Below are 17908 nucleotides of genomic sequence, written 5' to 3' on the forward strand. Positions count from 1 at the left end.
ACATGTATTTACAACAACTTTCATTAGTTAATTTTAAGAATATAGCTTCGCAATCATTTGATTTTCAAGAGAAAATAAATTGTTTTGTAGGTAATAATGGTGTAGGAAAAACGAATGTTTTAGATGCAATTTATTATTTATCTTTTACAAAAAGTTACTTTAATTCTGTAGCTGTGCAGAATATAAAACACAATGAGTCCTTTTTTATGATAGAAGGAAATTACCTTTTAAATGATAGAAATGAAACCATAGTTTGTAGTTTAAAGAAAGGTCAGAAAAAAATCTTAAAACGAAATGCTAAAGCTTATGATCGATTTTCAGATCATATAGGACAATTTCCGTTAGTAATTATATCTCCTGCAGATAGAGATTTAGTGACTGAAGGTAGTGATTTAAGAAGAAAGTTTATAGATGGTGTAATTTCACAACAGAATAAAACGTACCTAAAAGATTTAATGGCCTACAATAAGGTTTTAACGCAGAGAAATGCATTACTAAAATATTTTGCTGCTAATAGAACTTTTGATGCCTTAAACCTTGGTGTTTATGATGATCAACTAAGTGATTATGGAGCAAGAATTTATGAAGTTAGAAGTCAGTTTTTAGAAGAGTTTATTCCTATTTTTAATGAAAAATATAAAATAATTTCTGGGGATAAAGAGAATGTAAATCTCAACTATAAAAGCCAGTTACACGATTTTTCGATGCCAGATTTATTAAAAAAAGCATTAGATAAAGATAAGATTTTACAATACAGTACTTCAGGAATTCATAAAGATGATTTGAATTTTGAGATTGGTGATTATCCTATTAAAAAATTCGGTTCTCAAGGTCAACAAAAATCATTTTTAATCGCTTTAAAATTAGCACAATTCGAGTTTATAAAACAACAGGCAAATATTACTCCTATTTTATTGTTGGATGATATTTTTGATAAGTTAGATGAAAATAGAGTAGCACAAATTATAGATTTGGTTAATAATGATGAATTTGGTCAAATTTTTATTACTGATACTCATGCAGAAAGAACAGAAAATATTTTAAAGGAAGGTGATAAGCAATATCAAATTTTTAAACTGTAAAGATTAATAAGAAAAAGTACAAGAAATGGCTAAAAGAGAGAATGATTCTTTTTCGATAGAAGATTTAATGCAAAGCTTTATTAAAGAAAATAACTTAAGTAAAGGAATGCAAAAAATTAAAGTAGAAGAAACTTGGACTAAAATGATGGGGCCAGGAGTTGCGAACAATACAACCTCTGTAAAATTGCAAAACAAAACATTAATTATTCAATTAAAATCTTCTGTGTTAAGAGAGGAATTAAGTTATGGTAAAGAAAAAATTATTAAACTTATGAATGAAGAATTGGGTAGTTCTGTAATTTCTAAATTAATGTTGGTTTAGCTTAATAAGGAAAGTATTTCATATCAAATCTACCATCTGTAACTTTAATATCTACACAATTTTGAGTGCTGCCTTCAAATTCAAAAGTTCCAGAAATAATATACTTAGTTCTATCAATTTTAGAGAATGTAATAGTACCTTTTGTAATATCTGAACTATTATAAATACAATTAGGTTTAGCATCTATGAAATCTGTGTATTGCACATTATATAAATCAATATTGGTAAGATCATAAGACACATTTTCTAATATATCTTTAGTGATTTTGAAACTAAAATTTTTAATAGGATCTGCATACAATTGGTTGTCTACTGTATTTGAAAATCTTAAAAAGAAAAAATTACCTTGTGTTTCTGCTCTAGATAATTGTGTATGTCTTATTTGCACTAATCTACCATTAACAAAACAGCCAAAAGAGTTTTTCCCAGTTTCTGTCTTTTCTGGCAGTGTTTCTGTATCATCAAACAAAAAACAACTTGTAAATAGTATTGATGATAGTAAACAAAAAATAGAAATTAGTTTTCTCAAGCTATGTTTTTTACTTTTCAAATTTAATCAAATAAAAAACTCATAACAATGAAGTTATGAGTTTTGTATTATTTATTAAGAATTTAAATTCTTAGAATTGCTCTCTACCAGAAAAATGGAAGTTACCTTCAATTTCTGCATTTTCGTCAGAATCTGAACCATGAACTGCATTTTCTCCCATAGAAGTTGCATATAATTTTCTAATTGTACCTTCAGCAGCATCAGCAGGATTTGTAGCACCAATTAAGGTTCTAAAATCATCTACTGCGTTATCTTTTTCTAAGATAGCAGCTACAATTGGTCCACGTGTCATAAATTCTACTAACTCACCAAAAAACGGACGCTCATTATGCACAGCATAAAAAGTTTCAGCATCTGCTTTTGTCATTTGAGTTTTCTTTAAAGCCACAATTCTAAATCCTGCAGCGTTTATTTTTTCTAAGATTGCACCTGTATGTCCGTTTTCTACAGCATCAGGTTTAAGCATTGTAAATGTTCTATTTGTTGCCATTTTATTTTATAAAATTTTTGCAAAAGTACGTCTTTTAATGTGATTTGCAAGTTAATATGATTGTTTCATTTTTTGCAGCAATTTATTGTTTCTTCCTCTCATTTCTAAATCGATAAATTTGTCATCAAAATTAAAATTTAATACTCCAAAACTAATCTCATTTACTACTTCTTGAACTCTATATTTATTAGGTTCACCTGAATAACTGGTATAAGCATGTGTTAAACCACTAGAAGTGAAATCTGTAAGTTTATAAGGTAAATTCGGTACTTCTGTTTGTGAAAATTCTGAAATATGCCTATCTCCAGATAAAAGCAAAACACCTTTTGCTTTAGAAGAAATGATAGTTTCTTTTAGCTTATCTACTTCATGAGGAAAATTTCCCCAAGTTTCAAAACCATGTTCAGAAGACAAAACTTGAATACTACTTACTATCACATTAAAGTCGGCTTTAGAATTGTTTAGCTCATTCTGTAACCAAGACCATTGTTCTTTTCCTAATATTGTACCTTCTCCGTTTTTATTCGGCACATATCTTCTTTTGCCCTTTGCTTTTGTTAGTTTGGTTCTAAAATAGCGAGTGTCTAATAAAATTACATTGATACTTCCTTTAGTAGTAATAAACTTTTTAGAATTATAAATACCTTCTTGTGATCTTCTTGCACTATTTTTAGAAACGCCTAAAAAGTCTAAAAATAGTTGTTGTGCTTCTTGCTTTTTTGGGAATTCTATTCCACCATCATTTACTCCATAATCATGATCATCCCAAGTTGCTAAAATTGGAACTTTATTTGCCAAGTTTTTATAGGCCTCTTGGCTTAGTAAAGTTTCATAATCACTTTTCATTTTAGACATATTTTCAGTATCAGAATAAATGATATCTCCACCCCAAATCCATAAATCTGGATTATTCTTCTTAACTTCTTGCCATAAAACATTGGTTTTGTTCTGTTTATTGCAAGAACCAAAAGCTATTGTAAAATCAGAATTTTTAGAGACTTTAGTCACTTGGTTTTGTTTTTTTATATTGCAGTTAGAAAACAAGAAACTAGTAAGAAATAAAACGAAATAAATTCTCATAAAAAAGAGTTAAATAAACAGTTAAAGTTTTCAAATGTAATGTAAAAAATAATTAAGCAATGTTAATAAATTGTATCTTCGCAAACTATGATTTTAAAAGGATTTGATGAGTTAAAAAAGTTTTTAGAAACTCCTAAAAACATAGTGGTTGTAGGTCATAGAAATCCAGATGGAGATGCTGTTGGTTCTACCTTAGCCTTAAGCCATTATCTAAACAAAAAAGGGCATCATGCAACAGTTGTAATGCCTAATGATTATCCTGATTTTTTACATTGGTTGCCAGGTTCTGAGAATACATATAGATTTGATTGGCAGAACAAACAATCTCAAAGAGCAATTCAAAAATCGGATATTATCTTTTTATTAGATTTTAATGCATTACATAGAGTAGGTTCTAATATGCAAAAAACCTTAGAAGAATATCCTAATGACTTTGCTATGATAGATCATCATCAACAACCAGATGATGTAAAATACATGTATTCTGATGTTACTATTTGTTCTACTGCACAAATGGTATATCAATTTATTGAAATGAATAATGATGTTGATCTTATTGATAAGGATATAGCTACTTGCATGTATACAGGTATTATGACAGATACAGGTTCTTTTAGATTTAGATCTACTACAAGCACAACACATAGAATTATTGCAGATTTAATAGATAAAGGTGCAGAGAATGACAGAATACACAATAATGTATATGATGCGAATTCTTACAACCGACTTTTATTATTAGGCCAAGCTTTAAGTAATTTACAGATTTTACCTTCTTACAAAACAGCATACATTACCTTATCAGATGAAGAAAAGAAACGTTTCGATTTTCAAAAAGGAGATACAGAAGGTGTTGTAAATTATGCTTTATCTTTAAAAGGAATTATTTTTGCAGCAATTTTTATTGAAGATAAAGAACAGAATATTATTAAAATTTCTTTTAGATCTAAAGGTAAGTTTTCTGTAAATCAATTTGCTAGAAATCATTTTGAAGGAGGAGGACATGATAATGCAGCAGGTGGAAAATCGCATTTATCTATGGAGGAAACTGTAACTAAGTTTTCTTCTTTATTAGATAATTATAAATCGGATTTAGAGGTTTCCTATGAAGTATAAATTAGTGCTATTTTTGTTGTTGATGCTTGGTGCTGTTTCTTGCTCTAAAATAGAGCCAAGAAAACCTATAAACCCAAAACCATCTACAACACTGTATTTTGAAGCAATGCAACAAAATAAAATTTTAAATCAAAAAGCAGATGTACTTATTGCAGCATTAATTCAAAAAGATTCTACAACTCAATACATACAATCATCAAATGGGTTTTGGTACACTTATAATGAAAAGGTAGAAGAAGATTTACCAACACCAAAACAAGGTGATGAAATTACAATCACTTATTCAATCTCCGATTTAAATGATTCTATCATTTATAGCAAAGAAGAATTAGGTTTAAAAACTTATAAAGTAGACAGAGAAGATTTTATTACAGGTCTGCAAAAAGGGGTTAAGCTTATGAAAGTAGGAGAAACAGTAACCTTTGTATTACCTGCATATAGTGCATTTGGTATTACAGGAGACAACAATAAAATAGGTTTAAACCAATCAATTAAAAGTACATTAACATTAATCAACATAAATAAATAGAAAATAAATGAAAGTAATTAAAAGTTTAGCGTTAGTAGCAGGTTTAGCTACAATGGTTTCTTGTAACAATCAAAAAGCAGATGTTAAGTCTTTAGAAACAGAAATAGATTCAGCTAGTTATGCTTTAGGTATGGATATGGCTATTAAAATTAAATCTAATTTTAGTGAGGCAGACACAGATATGTTTTTACAAGGTTATAGAAATGGAATGGATTCAACAAATATGTTGATGAAAGAAGAAGAACTTGGAGATTTCTTAAGAACGTTTTTCCAGAAACAACAAATGGAAAAAGCACAAAATGAAGCAAAAGTAAAATTTGCTGCAGTAAAAGCTGCAGGAGAAAAATTCTTAGCAGAAAACAAAACGAAAGAAGGTGTTGTAACTACAGATAGTGGATTACAATACATGGTTTTAAAAGAAGGTAAAGGTGATGTGATAGACCCTACAAATAAAGTGAAGTTACATTATCATGGAACTACCATTGATGGACAAGTTTTTGATAGTACAGTAGATAGAAATGAACCATATGAAACTGTAGCAAACATTTTTATACCTGGCTTTAACGAAGGTTTAGCTATGATGAAAGTAGGTTCTAAATATAAATTCTTTATTCCACAAGAATTGGCATATGGAGCACAACAAAGAGGACAATTAATTAAGCCTTTTTCTGCTTTAATTTTTGAGGTAGAGATTTTAGAAATTTTAGAAGACTAGATGAAAAAGGGAATATATAGCGTATTATTTTTAGTATTACTTTTTAGTTGTAAACCAGCAGAGTATAAAGACTTAAACGATGGTCTTTATGCTGAGATACAGACAAATAAAGGTGATATTTTAATAGAACTTTACGCAAAAGATGTTCCTATGACTGTGGCTAACTTTGTAGCTTTAGCAGAAGGTACAAACAATAGAGTAGCAGATTCTTTAAAAGGTAAAAAATTCTATGATGGCATTCGTTTTCATAGAGTTGTAGATAATTTTATCATACAAGGAGGAGATCCTACAGAAACAGGAAGAGGAACTGCAGGTTATAGATTTGGAGACGAATTTACCAGAAATGAAGAAGGTGCATTAATGTATAAGCATAATGATGCAGGAATCTTATCTATGGCAAATGGAGGCCCTAATTCTAATGGAAGTCAGTTTTTTATTACACACAAACCAATACCACATTTAGATGGTAAGCATAGTGTTTTTGGTAAAACAATTGTAAATTCTAAGCAATTATCAGCTTTAAAAAAGCAATTTTCAGATTCTTTAGCTTTAGATAAAGCTATTGATTCTTTAAGAATGGCTGTTGTAAATAACATAAAAAGGTTAGATACCATAGAAACCATTAAAATTATTAGAATTGGTGCTGAAGCTAACTCTTTTGACGAGGCTGAAGTTTTTGATAGAGAACTATCTGAATTTGCTGAAAGCGAAGAAGATCGTTTAAAAAAAGAGAAAGATATTGAAACTGCTCGTTATTCTAAATATTTGGCAAATAAGGATGTTTTTCTTGCAAAAATGGATGAAGCTAAGGCTAAGAAAACAGATTCTGGTTTACGTATTTTAAAATTAAAAAGTAATCCTTCAGGAGAAAAGGTAGTTGATAATAAACCAATTCAGGCACATTTTACTTTGTATACTGCTGATGGTAAAAAAATTCAAACTACAGAAGAGAATAGTAAGCCATTTGTTTTTCAATTAGATGATGAGCAAAGGCCTATGATTACTGGTTTTAAAGAAGGTGTTAAAAACTTAAGAACAGGTGAAAAGGTTAGACTTTTTATTCCTTATTATATAGGATTTGGAGAGGCAAAATACGGTCCTTTTCCTGCAAAATCTGATTTAGTTTTCGAAGTAGAAATTTTAGAAATAGGCAAATAGGTTGTTTGAATCATTAATACAATTAGACAAACAAGTTCTTATTTTTATAAATAATTTAGGAACAGAACAATGGGATCCATTTTGGTTGGCTGTAACCAATCAATTCAGTTGGATTCCATTGTTTGCTCTTATCTTATTTTTGATTCTAAAAAACTTTGGTTGGAAACGTGGAGGAGTAATGATTTTGTTCTTAATAGCATTAGTTGCTATATCAGATCAGTTTACGGTTTTTGTGAAAGATAATTCTTATAGATTAAGACCAATTAATGATCCTGAGATAGCACATTTATTGCGTGTTTTGGTAAAACCACAAAGTTTTAGTTTTATGTCTGGGCATGCAACAACATCTACTTTCTTTTCAGTCTTTGTAATTTTCTTATTAAGAGAAAAGTATAAAAAGATATATTTAATCTTAATTTTTCCATTTCTTTTTGCTTTTAGTAGATTATACCTAGCAGTGCATTTCCCATTAGATGTAATATCAGGTATACTTACAGGGCTTATCTTTGCAAATATCTACTACTTTTTCTTTAAGAAAGTTGATGAAAAACTATTCTTCTAGCTTTTTATTATTGAAGTATAAATACTTTGTTGAGTGGTAATAAGCATTCAAAAGGCTATCCATAGCTGCTGCTTTATTAGGATATTTCTCTTTAATATCAACCAAGTTATTATCCTTTAAATTATACAATCCTTTTGTTTTGGAGATATTTGTTCTTGAGTAATACATGCTATCTTGCAGTAAACCAACAGTAGGTTCACCTTTCATATTTAAATACACAAAAGATGATGTTAGTTTATTATCTAAAGTGTCTAAAATATTACTTCCTAAAGTATAATTTGTATAATCTTCTTTAATTAGATGCATAATTGTAGGGAATAAATCTATCAATTTTGCATTTTTCTGAACTACTTTAGGTTTTACATATTTTGGTCCATGGATAAAGAAAAGTGCGTGTTGTAAATTAATATTCAAATCATGCTCAGTTGTATATTGATGATTTCTGTTCATCATGGTATTATGATCACCAAAAAACACAAAAATGGTATTATCATAATAACCAGATTCTTTAGCTCTTTCTAAAAATTTACCAATATTAAAATCTAAATAACGTAAAGCATTTAATTGTGCAACCGATTTAAAGCCAGATTTTTTTAACAAGTCATTAGAAATGGCATCCTCAGAAAGAGGAGCAAAACTCTCTTTTTGATCGGGTACTGTAAATGGAATATGATTAGTTGCAGTCTGAATGTAAGCTACAAAAGGTTCTTCTTTTTCATGTAGTTTTTTAAGTACCTTATCTGACTCTTTAAACAACTCATAATCGTCTATACCCCAAACATCAGCTCTGTTTTCATTTTCATAGCTGCCTTCTTCAAAAATTTTAAGTCCGTTAATGTTTGCTTGAAAAACTCCTCTAATATTGGCCCAATTTGCACTTCCACCAAGAAAGTAAAGTTTTTCATATCCTTCAAACTGATCAAACAAAATTCGTTGATTTATAATCATTGGATTCCTAGAAGCAGTGTTAATATCATCTATATCTGGTAAACCTGTTACACTTGCAAATACACTTGCAGCTGTTCCAGATTTATGCACATAAAAGTTAGAAAAACTAGTACTTAAAGGAATTAAAGAGTCTATTACAGGAGAACTGTTTATGGGATTTCCATAATAACTTAAAGGTTTTACTCCAACAGATTCTAACATTACAATAACCACATTTGGCTTTGTTTTTAAACTATCAGGAAAAACAACTTTCCTTTCAAACGAAATTGTGTCTTTTGGTAAATTTAATTCTTCTGCGATTACTGGATAGTATTTTTTAAATTCTTCCATATCAACACTTTCGCTTCTAAATTTAAAGCTATCAAAGAAATATAGAACAGGATTTAAAGCAAACTGATTTACTTTATTATTCTTAGAGAAAAAAGCCTCACTCCATCTCAGAGGATAATGAGTAAAACTATTATAAATACTAAATGAGAGTATTAATATTGTTGCTACAAAATATCCTGTTTTTAATTTTATTGAAAAATGAGTTTCTTGATTACTGAATTGATTGTACAGAAATTTAGAAAGTTTGTAAATAAAGTATCCTAAAATTAGTAAGCCAAAAATACCTTTAAAAACAGGGTAACTTTCAAACAGCACTTGCGTAGAAATTTTTAAGTCTTCTAAAAAGCGTAAAGAAGCTGCATCTAATCTAAGTGATAAATAATCATAATAACCAAAATCGGTTATATAGAATAATGTAAGTACAATGTAGGTTATGATTAAATAAAAGTAGGAAAGCTTTCTGTAGAATTTATATGCAAAAAAACGTCTATTAACAATTAAAATTAATAACGCTAAAGGAAATATAGCAATAGAAGCCAATTTAATATCGAACCTTAAACCTAGCCAAAAAGCAGTCTGTCTTTCTGAAGAAGTTGCTGTTTCTAACTCAGCAAATAAATAATAAAATAAGATTCTGAAAATGATGTTAAAGAGTATTAACAAAGCAAAGTTGCAGAATATATATTTGATGTAATTAGGAATCTTTTTCAACATTTAAATAATGGTATTTAAGCGATATAAATTTTATTCATCTTCAGTTAATAATAAAGCTACAAAAGATTCGAATTCCTTTTTAAACTCTTGGTATTTTTCACCAGTTGCTGGTCCATTAAAACCTGTATGTATTTTTCTAACCTTTCTGTTTTTATCTAAAAACAATGTTGTTGGATAAGATATTAAATGATTTAGCATTGGTAGTTTTTGCTGAGCTAAATCTTTGTTAGCAGCATTACCAAACTGAGCTAATAAAACAGGGTAATTAATACCTATTCTGTCTTTTAAACGATTTATTCTATCATAAGCTTTCAGTCTAGTTTTAGCCACTTCAAAAGCTAAGGAAATAACTTGCAAGTCTTTATTAGGGTTTTCTTGTAAGTATTTTACTAAATACTTACTTTCATCTAAACAATTTGGGCACCAAGTTCCCATAATTTGTATAATGATTACTTTGTTTTTAAATTCAGGATCACTCAAAGAAACTACTCTTCCTCTTGTATCTGGAAAAGAAAAATCGAAAAACTCATAACCTTCTTTGATGTAAGTTAATTCTTCTTCATTTGGCAATTCATAATCTGAGTTTAATTTGGCTGTAAAAGGTTCTTTCCAATGATTATCAGAATAGAAAAATCCGTTTAAAGTAGAATCTGTTGCTTTCGCTTTAAATAAAAATGCATGTGCACCATCAAAGGTTGATAATCGTAAAGAATCGCCATCCATTACTCCTTCTAAATACCTATAATCTCCAGAAGTTGTTCTAAATGTACCTGTTACTGTATTTCCTTTTTGATTGAATATACCTTTTGCAATATATTTATCTACTTCAGAATCTTTACTAAATACAGTTTCCCAATTACCAGAAATGTTTACAGAAGCTTGGTTAACTATAGAAAATCTTGTTGAATCTTTTACAGCTTTAAAGGGTACTATTCTGTCTAAACTAGGTTTATGAAAAGTGCCTTTTAAGCCTGTATTATTTAATTTTGCAATAATATATCCTTCAAAAACAGGTGTTTGTATCTTTGCAGAATCGTTAGTATACGTAATTTCATCAACCTTAATTTTTTCATCGGCATTAAAGATGGTTAACAAAGTATCATTTTCTACTTGAAACAAAAACGGAATTTCTTCATTATCTTGAATTTGCAGAAAACCTCTATAATTCCCTTTTTCCAGAGTTTTTGTCTCCTTAGATGTACAAGAAAAAAAACATAAAAAACCGATAAGCACTACTATTAATCGCATTTATTAATTTTAAAATAGGGTCAAATTTACAATAAAATACTTACATCAATATTTAATAAAATAGCTAAAAAAGATTAATTTAGCCGCTGAAAAAATCAAGAGAAAAACATGAAGATATCTTACAATTGGTTACAGCAGTTTCTACAAATAGATTGGGATGCAGCCAAAACTGGTGAGTTGTTAACTGATTTAGGTTTAGAAGTAGAAGGTATAGAAACCAAAGAATCTATAAAAGGAAGTTTAAAAGGTATTGTTGTAGGTAAAGTTTTAACATGTGTACAACATCCAAATGCAGATCGTTTAAAAGTTACAACTGTAGATTTAGGTGATGGAAATCCTGTACAAATTGTATGTGGAGCTCCTAATGTTGCAGCTGGTCAAAAAGTGCCTGTAGCCACAATTGGTACTTTATTGTATGATGATAAAGGAGAAAGCTTCAAAATTAAAAAAGGTAAGATTAGAGGAGAGGAAAGCCATGGAATGATTTGTGCAGAGGACGAATTAGGTTTAGGTAGCAGTCATGAAGGTATTTTGGTTTTAGATGAGGATGTTAAAGAAGGTACTTTAGGTGCAGATGTTTTTAATGTTGAAACAGATCATGTTTTCGAAATTGGGTTAACACCAAACAGATCTGATGCCATGAGTCATTATGGTGTTGCAAGAGATTTAAGAGCAGGTTTAATTCAACAAGACAACAAGTTAGAACTAATTTCACCTTCCGTAAGTAATTTTCACGTAGATGAAAGAACTTTACGTTTTGATGTTGAAGTAGAAGATAAAGACTTAGTTCCACGTTATTGTGGAATTACAATTACAGATGTTACTGTAAAAGATTCTCCTGAATGGATTCAGAATAGATTAAAATCCATTGGTTTAACACCAAAAAATAATATTGTAGATATTACAAATTATGTATTGCACGAACTTGGGCAGCCATTGCATGCTTTTGATGCTCAAAAAATTAAAGGAAATAAAGTAATTGTAAAAACTTTAGAAGCTGGTACTAAATTTACCACTTTAGATGAAGTTGAAAGAACACTTTCTGCAGATGATATTATGATTTGTGATGCAGATGAAAACCCACTTTGTATTGGTGGTGTTTTTGGAGGATTACATTCAGGTGTTACAGAACATACCAATTCAATTTTCTTAGAATCAGCTTATTTTAATCCTGTTTCTGTTAGAAAAACGGCTAAAAGACATGCTTTAAATACAGATGCATCTTTTCGTTTTGAAAGGGGTATAGATATTAATATTACAGAGTATGCTTTAAAAAGAGCAGCTTTATTAATAGAAGAATATGCAGGAGGTAAATTAGCTTCAGACATTTCAGATTTTTATCCTGTAAAATTAGAAGACTTTCAAGTTTTCTTATCTTATGAAAACGCATATCGTTTAATTGGACAAGAAATTCCAAAGGAAACCATAAAAAATATTTTAGCTTCTTTAGAAATTAAAATCAATAGTGAAACTGAAGGAGGTCTTGGTTTAACAATACCTTCTTACAGAACAGATGTGCAAAGAGAAGCAGATATTATTGAAGAAATTTTAAGAGTTTATGGGTATAATAACATTGAGTTTTCTCATAAATTAAACACCTCTATTTCTTTTGATTCTAATAAAGAAACCAAAATAGAAAATGTTGTTGCAGAGCTATTAAGTGCTTTAGGTTTTAATGAAACTATGGCAAATTCGCTTACCAAAGCAGATTATACTAAATTGTCTGACAACATTAATGAAGAAGCAAATGTGGCTATGTTAAATCCTTTAAGTAATGATTTAGGTGTTTTACGTCAATCTTTGTTATTCAGTGGTTTAGAATCTATTTCTTATAATTTAAACAGAAAAAATAACGCATTAAAATTTTATGAGTTTGGTAAAACATATCATAAATATTCAGAGAAATATCAAGAAGATAAACACTTAACACTTTTTGTTACAGGTAATAGAACTAAGGATTCTTGGAACGCAAATGTTGCTCAATCTGAATTCTTTTATTTAAAAGGTGTGCTAACTTCTGTTTTAGAAAGGTTAGGTATTAATAAACTAAAAAGTACACCTTCTAAAAATGATGTGTTTTCAGAAGGATTATCTTTTAGCTTAGGTAAAATCAAATTAGCAGATTTTGGAGTAGTAAAAAGAAGTATTTTAAAAGAGTTTGGTATTAAGCAAGAGGTTTTATTTGCAGATTTAAATTGGGAAAACATCTTAAAATTAGCAAGTAAAAAATCAGTTAAAGTATCTGAACTTTCTAAATTTCCTTCAGTAAAAAGAGATTTAGCTTTATTATTAAATAATAAAACTGAGTTTAAAGAAGTATATAACTTGGCCTTTCAATCAGAAAGAAAACTTTTAAAAGAAGTTGATTTATTTGATGTTTATGAAGGTGATAAATTACCTGAAGGTAAAAAATCGTATGCTGTTAGTTTTGTGTTGCAAGATGAAAACAAAACTTTAGAAGACAAGCAGATAGATAAAATAATGCAAAAATTACAAGCAAGCTTCGAAAAGAATTTAGAAGCTGTATTAAGATAATTTGAAAGCTCCATTTATGGAGCTTTTTTTATATTTGTAAACTATGTACAAAGCCATAATAAGACCCATATTTTTTCTTTTTGATCCAGAAAAAATTCATTATTTCACTTTTTCTTTAATTCGTACTTTATCTAAAATACCAGGTATAAATAGTATTTTTAGAAATTTATATCAAGTAAATGATAAAAAATTAGAGAGAAATTTATTTGGATTAACTTTTAAAAATCCTGTAGGTTTAGCTGCTGGTTTTGATAAAAATGCAGTTCTGTATAATGAATTGGCCAATTTTGGTTTTGGTTTTATAGAAATTGGTACAGTTACCCCTAAAGGTCAAGAAGGTAATCCTAAGAAAAGATTGTTTCGTTTAAAAGATGATAAAGGTATCATTAATAGAATGGGGTTTAATAATGAAGGATTAAAAGCTGCCATTGAAAAACTGAGAGGAAATAAAGGAAAGTTAATTATAGGTGGAAATATTGGTAAGAATACACAAACTCTGCCTGAAAATTATACAGCAGATTATATTGAATGTTTTAATGGTTTGCATCCATATGTAGATTATTTTGTACTTAATGTTAGTTGTCCAAATGTTGGTAGTCATGCAAAATTGAATGACAAAGATTATTTAGTAGAGTTGATTACAGCTTGTCAAAAACTAAATAATTCTAAAGATGTACAAAAACCAATTTTACTTAAAATAGCACCAGATTTAAATGATATTCAATTAGATGAAATTATAGAATTGGTTGCTGAAACTAAAATTGATGGTGTAATTGCTTCAAATACTTCTACTACTAGAGCCAATTTAAAGGCTTCTGAAGAAAGATTAAAAGAAATTGGTAATGGAGGAGTTAGTGGACAGCCAATAAAAAATCAGAGTACTAAAGTAATACGTTATTTGTCAGAAAAATCTAACAAGGCGTTTCCAATAATTGGAGTAGGAGGTATACACTCTGCAAAAGATGCTTTAGAAAAAATTGAAGCTGGTGCAGATTTGGTTCAAATTTATACAGGTTTTATTTATGAAGGTCCAAGCTTAATTAAAAAGATTAATAAGGCAATTTTAAAATCACTTTAATTTTTTTTTGGTGATAGAAACTTTACTTTCTTTTGTATTAGCAACATCAATCTTAGCCATTTCTCCTGGGCCAGATAATATTTTTGTTCTTACACAAAGCATAGTAAATGGTAAAAAATATGGTTTAGCTACTGTGTTTGGTTTAATTTCTGGTTGTTTGGTACACACAACCTTATTAGCATTTGGAGTTTCTCTAGTAATTAAAGAATCTGCAACACTTTTTTTTATCATTAAATTATTTGGTACTTTTTATTTGCTTTATTTGGCTTATAAAGTCTATAAATCTGATGCAACAATTTTATTATCTAATGAAAATGTAAAACAAAAAACCACAAAACAGTTGTTTAAGCAAGGTTTTATAATGAATGTTCTAAACCCTAAAGTTTCTATTTTCTTTTTGGCTTTTTTTCCTGGTTTTCTGTTCTCTGAAACCTTATCATCTATATTGCAGTTTTATATTTTAGGCTTTATTTTTATGGCAGTTTCTTTGTTTATATTTTCATTAATAGCAATTTTAGCTGGAGTAATATCAACCAAAATTAAAGAGAATAACAAAATTGGCCTTTACTTAAAATGGATGCAAATTGTTGTTTTTATTAGTATAGCCATTTTTATATTGATATAAAAAAAAGCCTCACAGAAGTGAAGCTTTTATAAATTTTATATTAAAAGAATTACTCTTTTATAACAGGTTCTTTAACACCTAATTTAGCCATAACCTTTTTTGTAATGTCATAGTTATCATCAACGTAAGCAAACTGATTACCAGCAATTGTAAGAATTAATGTGTAGCCTTCTGCTTTAGCAATTTCGTCTATAGCTGTATTTAATTTTTTATACAAAGGTCTCATTAATTCATCTTGCTTAAGTTGCATTAATTTATTTCCATTTTCTTGGTATCTCTTAATATCTTGTTCTAAAGCAGTTAACTCTTTAACTAGTGTTTTCTTCATTAACTCACCCATTTCTTTTTCTTTTTCTCTAAAATCTGCAACTCTTGTTTGATAATCTTGCATTTTAATTGAGAATAAAGAATCTAATCTAGATCCATAAGACTGAGATCTTTCTATTACCACTTTTGCTTCTGGCATTAGGTTAATAATGTAATCGCTATCAATTGTTCCTGTTTTTGTTTGAGCAATTGAAATAGTACTTAATAAGGTGATAAATAAAAAGGTAATTTTAAATTTCATGTTGGTGATTTTAGTGAGGCAAAGATATAAAAGAGAATGACTTACGAAAATGTGATTCCCTTAAAAAAAGTTAAATTTTTATTCTTGTAAATCTAATAACTTTTGATAGTCATAATCGTTTTCAATAGCGCTTTTGGCATCTTTTAGTAAATTGTCTATTTCAACATCAATGATTTCCTTTTTTTGATCATCATTAGTGTAGTTTTTTAAATCTCTTAAGAATGTTAAGATTTTAGTTACAATAATAACATCGTGTTTTGTGTAGGTTCTAAGTGATGCCATAACTCTGTAAATAAGGTCTTTAAAAGAAACTATGTTTAAAAGTATAACACAATTGTCTTCATCAAAAATAAAATCATATTCTTGTTTTTGAATTCGTAATTTAAAAAGTTCGTGTAAATAATCTATGGCATTCATAGCTGTTCCAGGATCATTGATACCTGGAGACATTGCTTTTAAAGCAATCTCTTTTAAGTGTTTAAAAGCTATTAAGTAATTGTCTTCAATAAATTCATCGTTAGAAAAATCGAAAGCTTTATATATTTTTTCTAAAGTTTCTTCACTTAATTCTTTTTCTGTCTTAAAAAGAATGTCACCTTTATAACAAATAGCTCCTTTTTTCGAAATAACATGTAGTTTGCAATTTTCTGCTAAAGCTACTTTTTTTAGTAATTGAATAGAAACGTCTTGAAAGTATGCTGTAGTTTTTGCTTCAAAAGAATGCCAATTCTTTGAATCAGAAAAATCGAATTTTCTATCTTCTTCTAATTTTAATAGTTTTTGCAATTTCTTTTTGGCTGTAGAACCTATTCTATTCATTATAAATTCGATTTGAATTTCTTGAGAGATAGAGTGAATAAAATATATAAAAGCGCCTAAAGAACAAACCATAAGCACAATGCTACATAAAACAGAGAAACCAGGTACTTGATATTTGCTTCCTGTAGGTTCTATAAAAACTAAAATAAAGATACAATACAATATTGTAGCTATATAAATACCTAATATAATTTGATGTTTTCTGTTGGATATTAACCCTGGTAAAAGCCTTGGAGAAAAGTTACTAGAAGCTTGGTTTAGTAATATCATTACCATCGAGAAACTAAATACCATAATTGATATTAAGCCACCAATAAAAGAACTTAAAATAACTCTGGCTGTTTCTGTATCGTTAATTACCAATTCTGGTAGAAATTCAATAAGATATTTAGAAATTCCTCTATTCTCTGCATACATCATTAAATAAGCAAATAATGCACCTGCAAACGAAATGATGGTTGGAAAGAAAGCTATTTTATCTTTAAGGTGATAAATCCTTCTAAAAATCTGTATAAACTTATCTTTCATTTTTTATTTTCTCTTCAATAGTTGCAATAATAGTTTTGATATCTTCAGCATAATCAAACCAAATTGTTTCTTGGTTTCTTTTAAACCAAGTTAGTTGTCTTTTGGCAAAACGTCTTGTATTTTTTTTAATTTCAGAAATGGCAAATTCTTTGGTAAAAGTACCATCAAAATAATTAAACAGTTCTCTATAACCAACAGTTTGCAAAGCATTTAACTCTTTATGCTCATAAAGTTTTTTAGCTTCTTCAATTAAACCATTTTCAATCATTAAATCTACTCTTAAATTTATTCTATCGTAAATAAGTTGTCTGTCTGCAGTTAAACCAACTTTTATATTTTTAAAGTTACGTTTAGCTTTTGGCTTGTTCTTAAAAGATGAATAGGTTTTATTTGTGCCTATGCATATTTCTAAAGCTCTCATTACTCTATGAGGATTCTCTAACTCTATATTGTTGTAGGTTTCAATATCTAAATCCTTTAGTTTTTGCTGTAAATATTCAATTCCTTTTTCAGCTAAATCATTAGTTAAATTTTCTCTTATAGATGCATCAACTTCAGGAAAATAATCCAACCCTTTTAAAACTGCATCAACATACAAACCACTTCCACCAACCATTATTTGAGTGTTGTTTTCAGTGAAAAGGGTGTTTAATTTTTCTAATGCATCTCTTTCAAATTCACCCACATTATAAGCTTCAAAAATGCTTCTATCTTGAATAAAATGATGTTTTGCTGCAGCCAATTCATCAGGATCTGGAACTGCAGTACCAATGGTCATCTCTTTAAAAAACTGTCTAGAATCAGATGATAAAATATCGCTCTTAAAATGATTGGCTAACTTTATACTTAAAGCAGTTTTACCAATAGCAGTTGGCCCAACAATGGTTATTAGAGTATTTTTCAAATTTAGA

Annotated in this window: 18 protein-coding genes; 10 read left to right on the forward strand and 8 right to left on the reverse strand. The window is 28.8% G+C overall.

Features of this window, described 5'->3' with window-relative positions; all coding sequences use genetic code 11:
• Nucleotides 1–2 precede the first annotated feature (2 nt).
• Together recF and LPB302_RS01505 are read left to right on the forward strand one after the other, a co-directional pair.
• Nucleotides 3–1082: a DNA replication/repair protein RecF gene (gene recF / locus LPB302_RS01500; RefSeq protein WP_053974583.1), complete on the forward strand. Its 1080-nt coding sequence runs from the start codon at nt 3–5 to the stop codon at nt 1080–1082.
• Nucleotides 1083–1107: 25 nt separating this feature from the next.
• Nucleotides 1108–1404 (forward strand): DciA family protein, encoded by a 297-nt coding sequence (locus LPB302_RS01505; RefSeq protein ID WP_053974584.1) that lies wholly within the window; start codon nt 1108–1110, stop codon nt 1402–1404.
• 1 nt (nt 1405) lies between these two features.
• On the opposite strand, the gene LPB302_RS01510 is transcribed toward LPB302_RS01505, so the two are convergent.
• The 3 genes from LPB302_RS01510 to LPB302_RS01520 form a co-directional block, all read right to left on the reverse strand.
• Nucleotides 1406–1933 carry a Riean_0653 family protein gene (locus LPB302_RS01510; protein WP_143032717.1) on the reverse strand — a complete coding sequence of 176 codons (528 nt, stop codon included), beginning with the start codon at nt 1931–1933 and terminating at the stop codon, nt 1406–1408.
• A gap of 91 nt (nt 1934–2024) precedes the next feature.
• Nucleotides 2025–2444 (reverse strand): nucleoside-diphosphate kinase, encoded by a 420-nt coding sequence (locus tag LPB302_RS01515; protein WP_053974586.1) that lies wholly within the window; start codon nt 2442–2444, stop codon nt 2025–2027.
• A 51-nt stretch (nt 2445–2495) separates the two neighbouring features.
• A complete protein-coding gene (locus LPB302_RS01520) occupies nt 2496–3524 on the reverse strand; it encodes an alkaline phosphatase D family protein (protein WP_053974587.1) in 1029 nt (342 codons plus the stop codon).
• A gap of 87 nt (nt 3525–3611) precedes the next feature.
• Here LPB302_RS01520 and LPB302_RS01525 point away from each other — a divergent pair, with 87 nt between their 5' ends.
• The 5 genes from LPB302_RS01525 to LPB302_RS01545 are packed head-to-tail and all read left to right on the forward strand — an operon-like array spanning nt 3612 to nt 7604.
• A complete protein-coding gene (locus LPB302_RS01525; RefSeq protein ID WP_053974588.1) occupies nt 3612–4640 on the forward strand; it encodes a DHH family phosphoesterase in 1029 nt (342 codons plus the stop codon).
• Nucleotides 4630–5169: a gliding motility-associated peptidyl-prolyl isomerase GldI gene (gene gldI, locus LPB302_RS01530; RefSeq protein ID WP_053974589.1), complete on the forward strand. Its 540-nt coding sequence runs from the start codon at nt 4630–4632 to the stop codon at nt 5167–5169. Before LPB302_RS01525 ends, gldI begins: the two co-directional genes overlap by 11 nt.
• Before the next feature lie 7 nt (nt 5170–5176).
• The gene (locus LPB302_RS01535; protein WP_053974590.1) at nt 5177–5884 is read left to right on the forward strand and encodes an FKBP-type peptidyl-prolyl cis-trans isomerase N-terminal domain-containing protein; all 708 of its coding nucleotides are present in this window, start codon (nt 5177–5179) and stop codon (nt 5882–5884) included.
• Nucleotides 5885–7042, forward strand: a complete 1158-nt coding sequence (locus tag LPB302_RS01540; RefSeq protein WP_053974591.1) for a peptidylprolyl isomerase — start codon at nt 5885–5887, stop codon at nt 7040–7042.
• Between the two features lies 1 nt (nt 7043).
• Entirely contained in the window at nt 7044–7604 is a 561-nt protein-coding gene (locus tag LPB302_RS01545) for a phosphatase PAP2 family protein (protein WP_053974592.1), read from the forward strand.
• Here the strand turns inward: LPB302_RS01545 and LPB302_RS01550 are convergent.
• A complete protein-coding gene (locus LPB302_RS01550; protein ID WP_231658728.1) occupies nt 7593–9545 on the reverse strand; it encodes an LTA synthase family protein in 1953 nt (650 codons plus the stop codon). The genes LPB302_RS01545 and LPB302_RS01550 overlap by 12 nt on opposite strands.
• An 81-nt stretch (nt 9546–9626) precedes the next feature.
• Nucleotides 9627–10844, reverse strand: a complete 1218-nt coding sequence (locus tag LPB302_RS01555) for a peroxiredoxin family protein (protein ID WP_053974594.1) — start codon at nt 10842–10844, stop codon at nt 9627–9629.
• A 108-nt stretch (nt 10845–10952) separates the two neighbouring features.
• On the opposite strand from LPB302_RS01555, the gene pheT reads away from it, so the two are divergent.
• Genes pheT through LPB302_RS01570 form a run of 3 tightly spaced genes read left to right on the forward strand, consistent with a single transcriptional unit; the run spans nt 10953 to nt 15082 of the window.
• Entirely contained in the window at nt 10953–13379 is a 2427-nt protein-coding gene (gene pheT / locus LPB302_RS01560) for a phenylalanine--tRNA ligase subunit beta (RefSeq protein ID WP_053974595.1), read from the forward strand.
• A gap of 43 nt (nt 13380–13422) precedes the next feature.
• A complete protein-coding gene (locus tag LPB302_RS01565; RefSeq protein ID WP_053974596.1) occupies nt 13423–14457 on the forward strand; it encodes a quinone-dependent dihydroorotate dehydrogenase in 1035 nt (344 codons plus the stop codon).
• 10 nt (nt 14458–14467) lie between these two features.
• Entirely contained in the window at nt 14468–15082 is a 615-nt protein-coding gene (locus tag LPB302_RS01570; protein ID WP_053974597.1) for a LysE family translocator, read from the forward strand.
• A 49-nt stretch (nt 15083–15131) separates the two neighbouring features.
• On the opposite strand, the gene LPB302_RS01575 is transcribed toward LPB302_RS01570, so the two are convergent.
• From LPB302_RS01575 to miaA, 3 genes are all read right to left on the reverse strand, one after another.
• Nucleotides 15132–15650, reverse strand: a complete 519-nt coding sequence (locus tag LPB302_RS01575; protein WP_053974598.1) for an OmpH/Skp family outer membrane protein — start codon at nt 15648–15650, stop codon at nt 15132–15134.
• 78 nt (nt 15651–15728) lie between these two features.
• A complete protein-coding gene (locus tag LPB302_RS01580; RefSeq protein WP_053974599.1) occupies nt 15729–16997 on the reverse strand; it encodes a DUF2254 domain-containing protein in 1269 nt (422 codons plus the stop codon).
• Entirely contained in the window at nt 16987–17901 is a 915-nt protein-coding gene (miaA, locus tag LPB302_RS01585) for a tRNA (adenosine(37)-N6)-dimethylallyltransferase MiaA (protein ID WP_053974600.1), read from the reverse strand. Before miaA ends, LPB302_RS01580 begins: the two co-directional genes overlap by 11 nt.
• Nucleotides 17902–17908: the final 7 nt, after the last annotated feature.

This window comes from Polaribacter dokdonensis, assembly GCF_024362345.1.
GTDB lineage: Bacteria > Bacteroidota > Bacteroidia > Flavobacteriales > Flavobacteriaceae > Polaribacter > Polaribacter dokdonensis.

Bases quoted from the DNA above. Each gene is read 5' to 3' on its own strand.
- LPB302_RS01555 (WP_053974594.1), bottom strand. From the start codon at position 10,844: ATGCGATTAATAGTAGTGCTTATCGGTTTTTTATGTTTTTTTTCTTGT.
- LPB302_RS01540 (WP_053974591.1), top strand. From the start codon at position 5,885: ATGAAAAAGGGAATATATAGCGTATTATTTTTAGTATTACTTTTTAGT.
- LPB302_RS01565 (WP_053974596.1), top strand. From the start codon at position 13,423: ATGTACAAAGCCATAATAAGACCCATATTTTTTCTTTTTGATCCAGAA.
- LPB302_RS01575 (WP_053974598.1), bottom strand. From the start codon at position 15,650: ATGAAATTTAAAATTACCTTTTTATTTATCACCTTATTAAGTACTATT.
- pheT (WP_053974595.1), top strand. From the start codon at position 10,953: ATGAAGATATCTTACAATTGGTTACAGCAGTTTCTACAAATAGATTGG.
- LPB302_RS01520 (WP_053974587.1), bottom strand. From the start codon at position 3,524: ATGAGAATTTATTTCGTTTTATTTCTTACTAGTTTCTTGTTTTCTAAC.
- LPB302_RS01505 (WP_053974584.1), top strand. From the start codon at position 1,108: ATGGCTAAAAGAGAGAATGATTCTTTTTCGATAGAAGATTTAATGCAA.
- LPB302_RS01525 (WP_053974588.1), top strand. From the start codon at position 3,612: ATGATTTTAAAAGGATTTGATGAGTTAAAAAAGTTTTTAGAAACTCCT.
- LPB302_RS01515 (WP_053974586.1), bottom strand. From the start codon at position 2,444: ATGGCAACAAATAGAACATTTACAATGCTTAAACCTGATGCTGTAGAA.
- LPB302_RS01535 (WP_053974590.1), top strand. From the start codon at position 5,177: ATGAAAGTAATTAAAAGTTTAGCGTTAGTAGCAGGTTTAGCTACAATG.
- LPB302_RS01580 (WP_053974599.1), bottom strand. From the start codon at position 16,997: ATGAAAGATAAGTTTATACAGATTTTTAGAAGGATTTATCACCTTAAA.
- recF (WP_053974583.1), top strand. From the start codon at position 3: ATGTATTTACAACAACTTTCATTAGTTAATTTTAAGAATATAGCTTCG.
- gldI (WP_053974589.1), top strand. From the start codon at position 4,630: ATGAAGTATAAATTAGTGCTATTTTTGTTGTTGATGCTTGGTGCTGTT.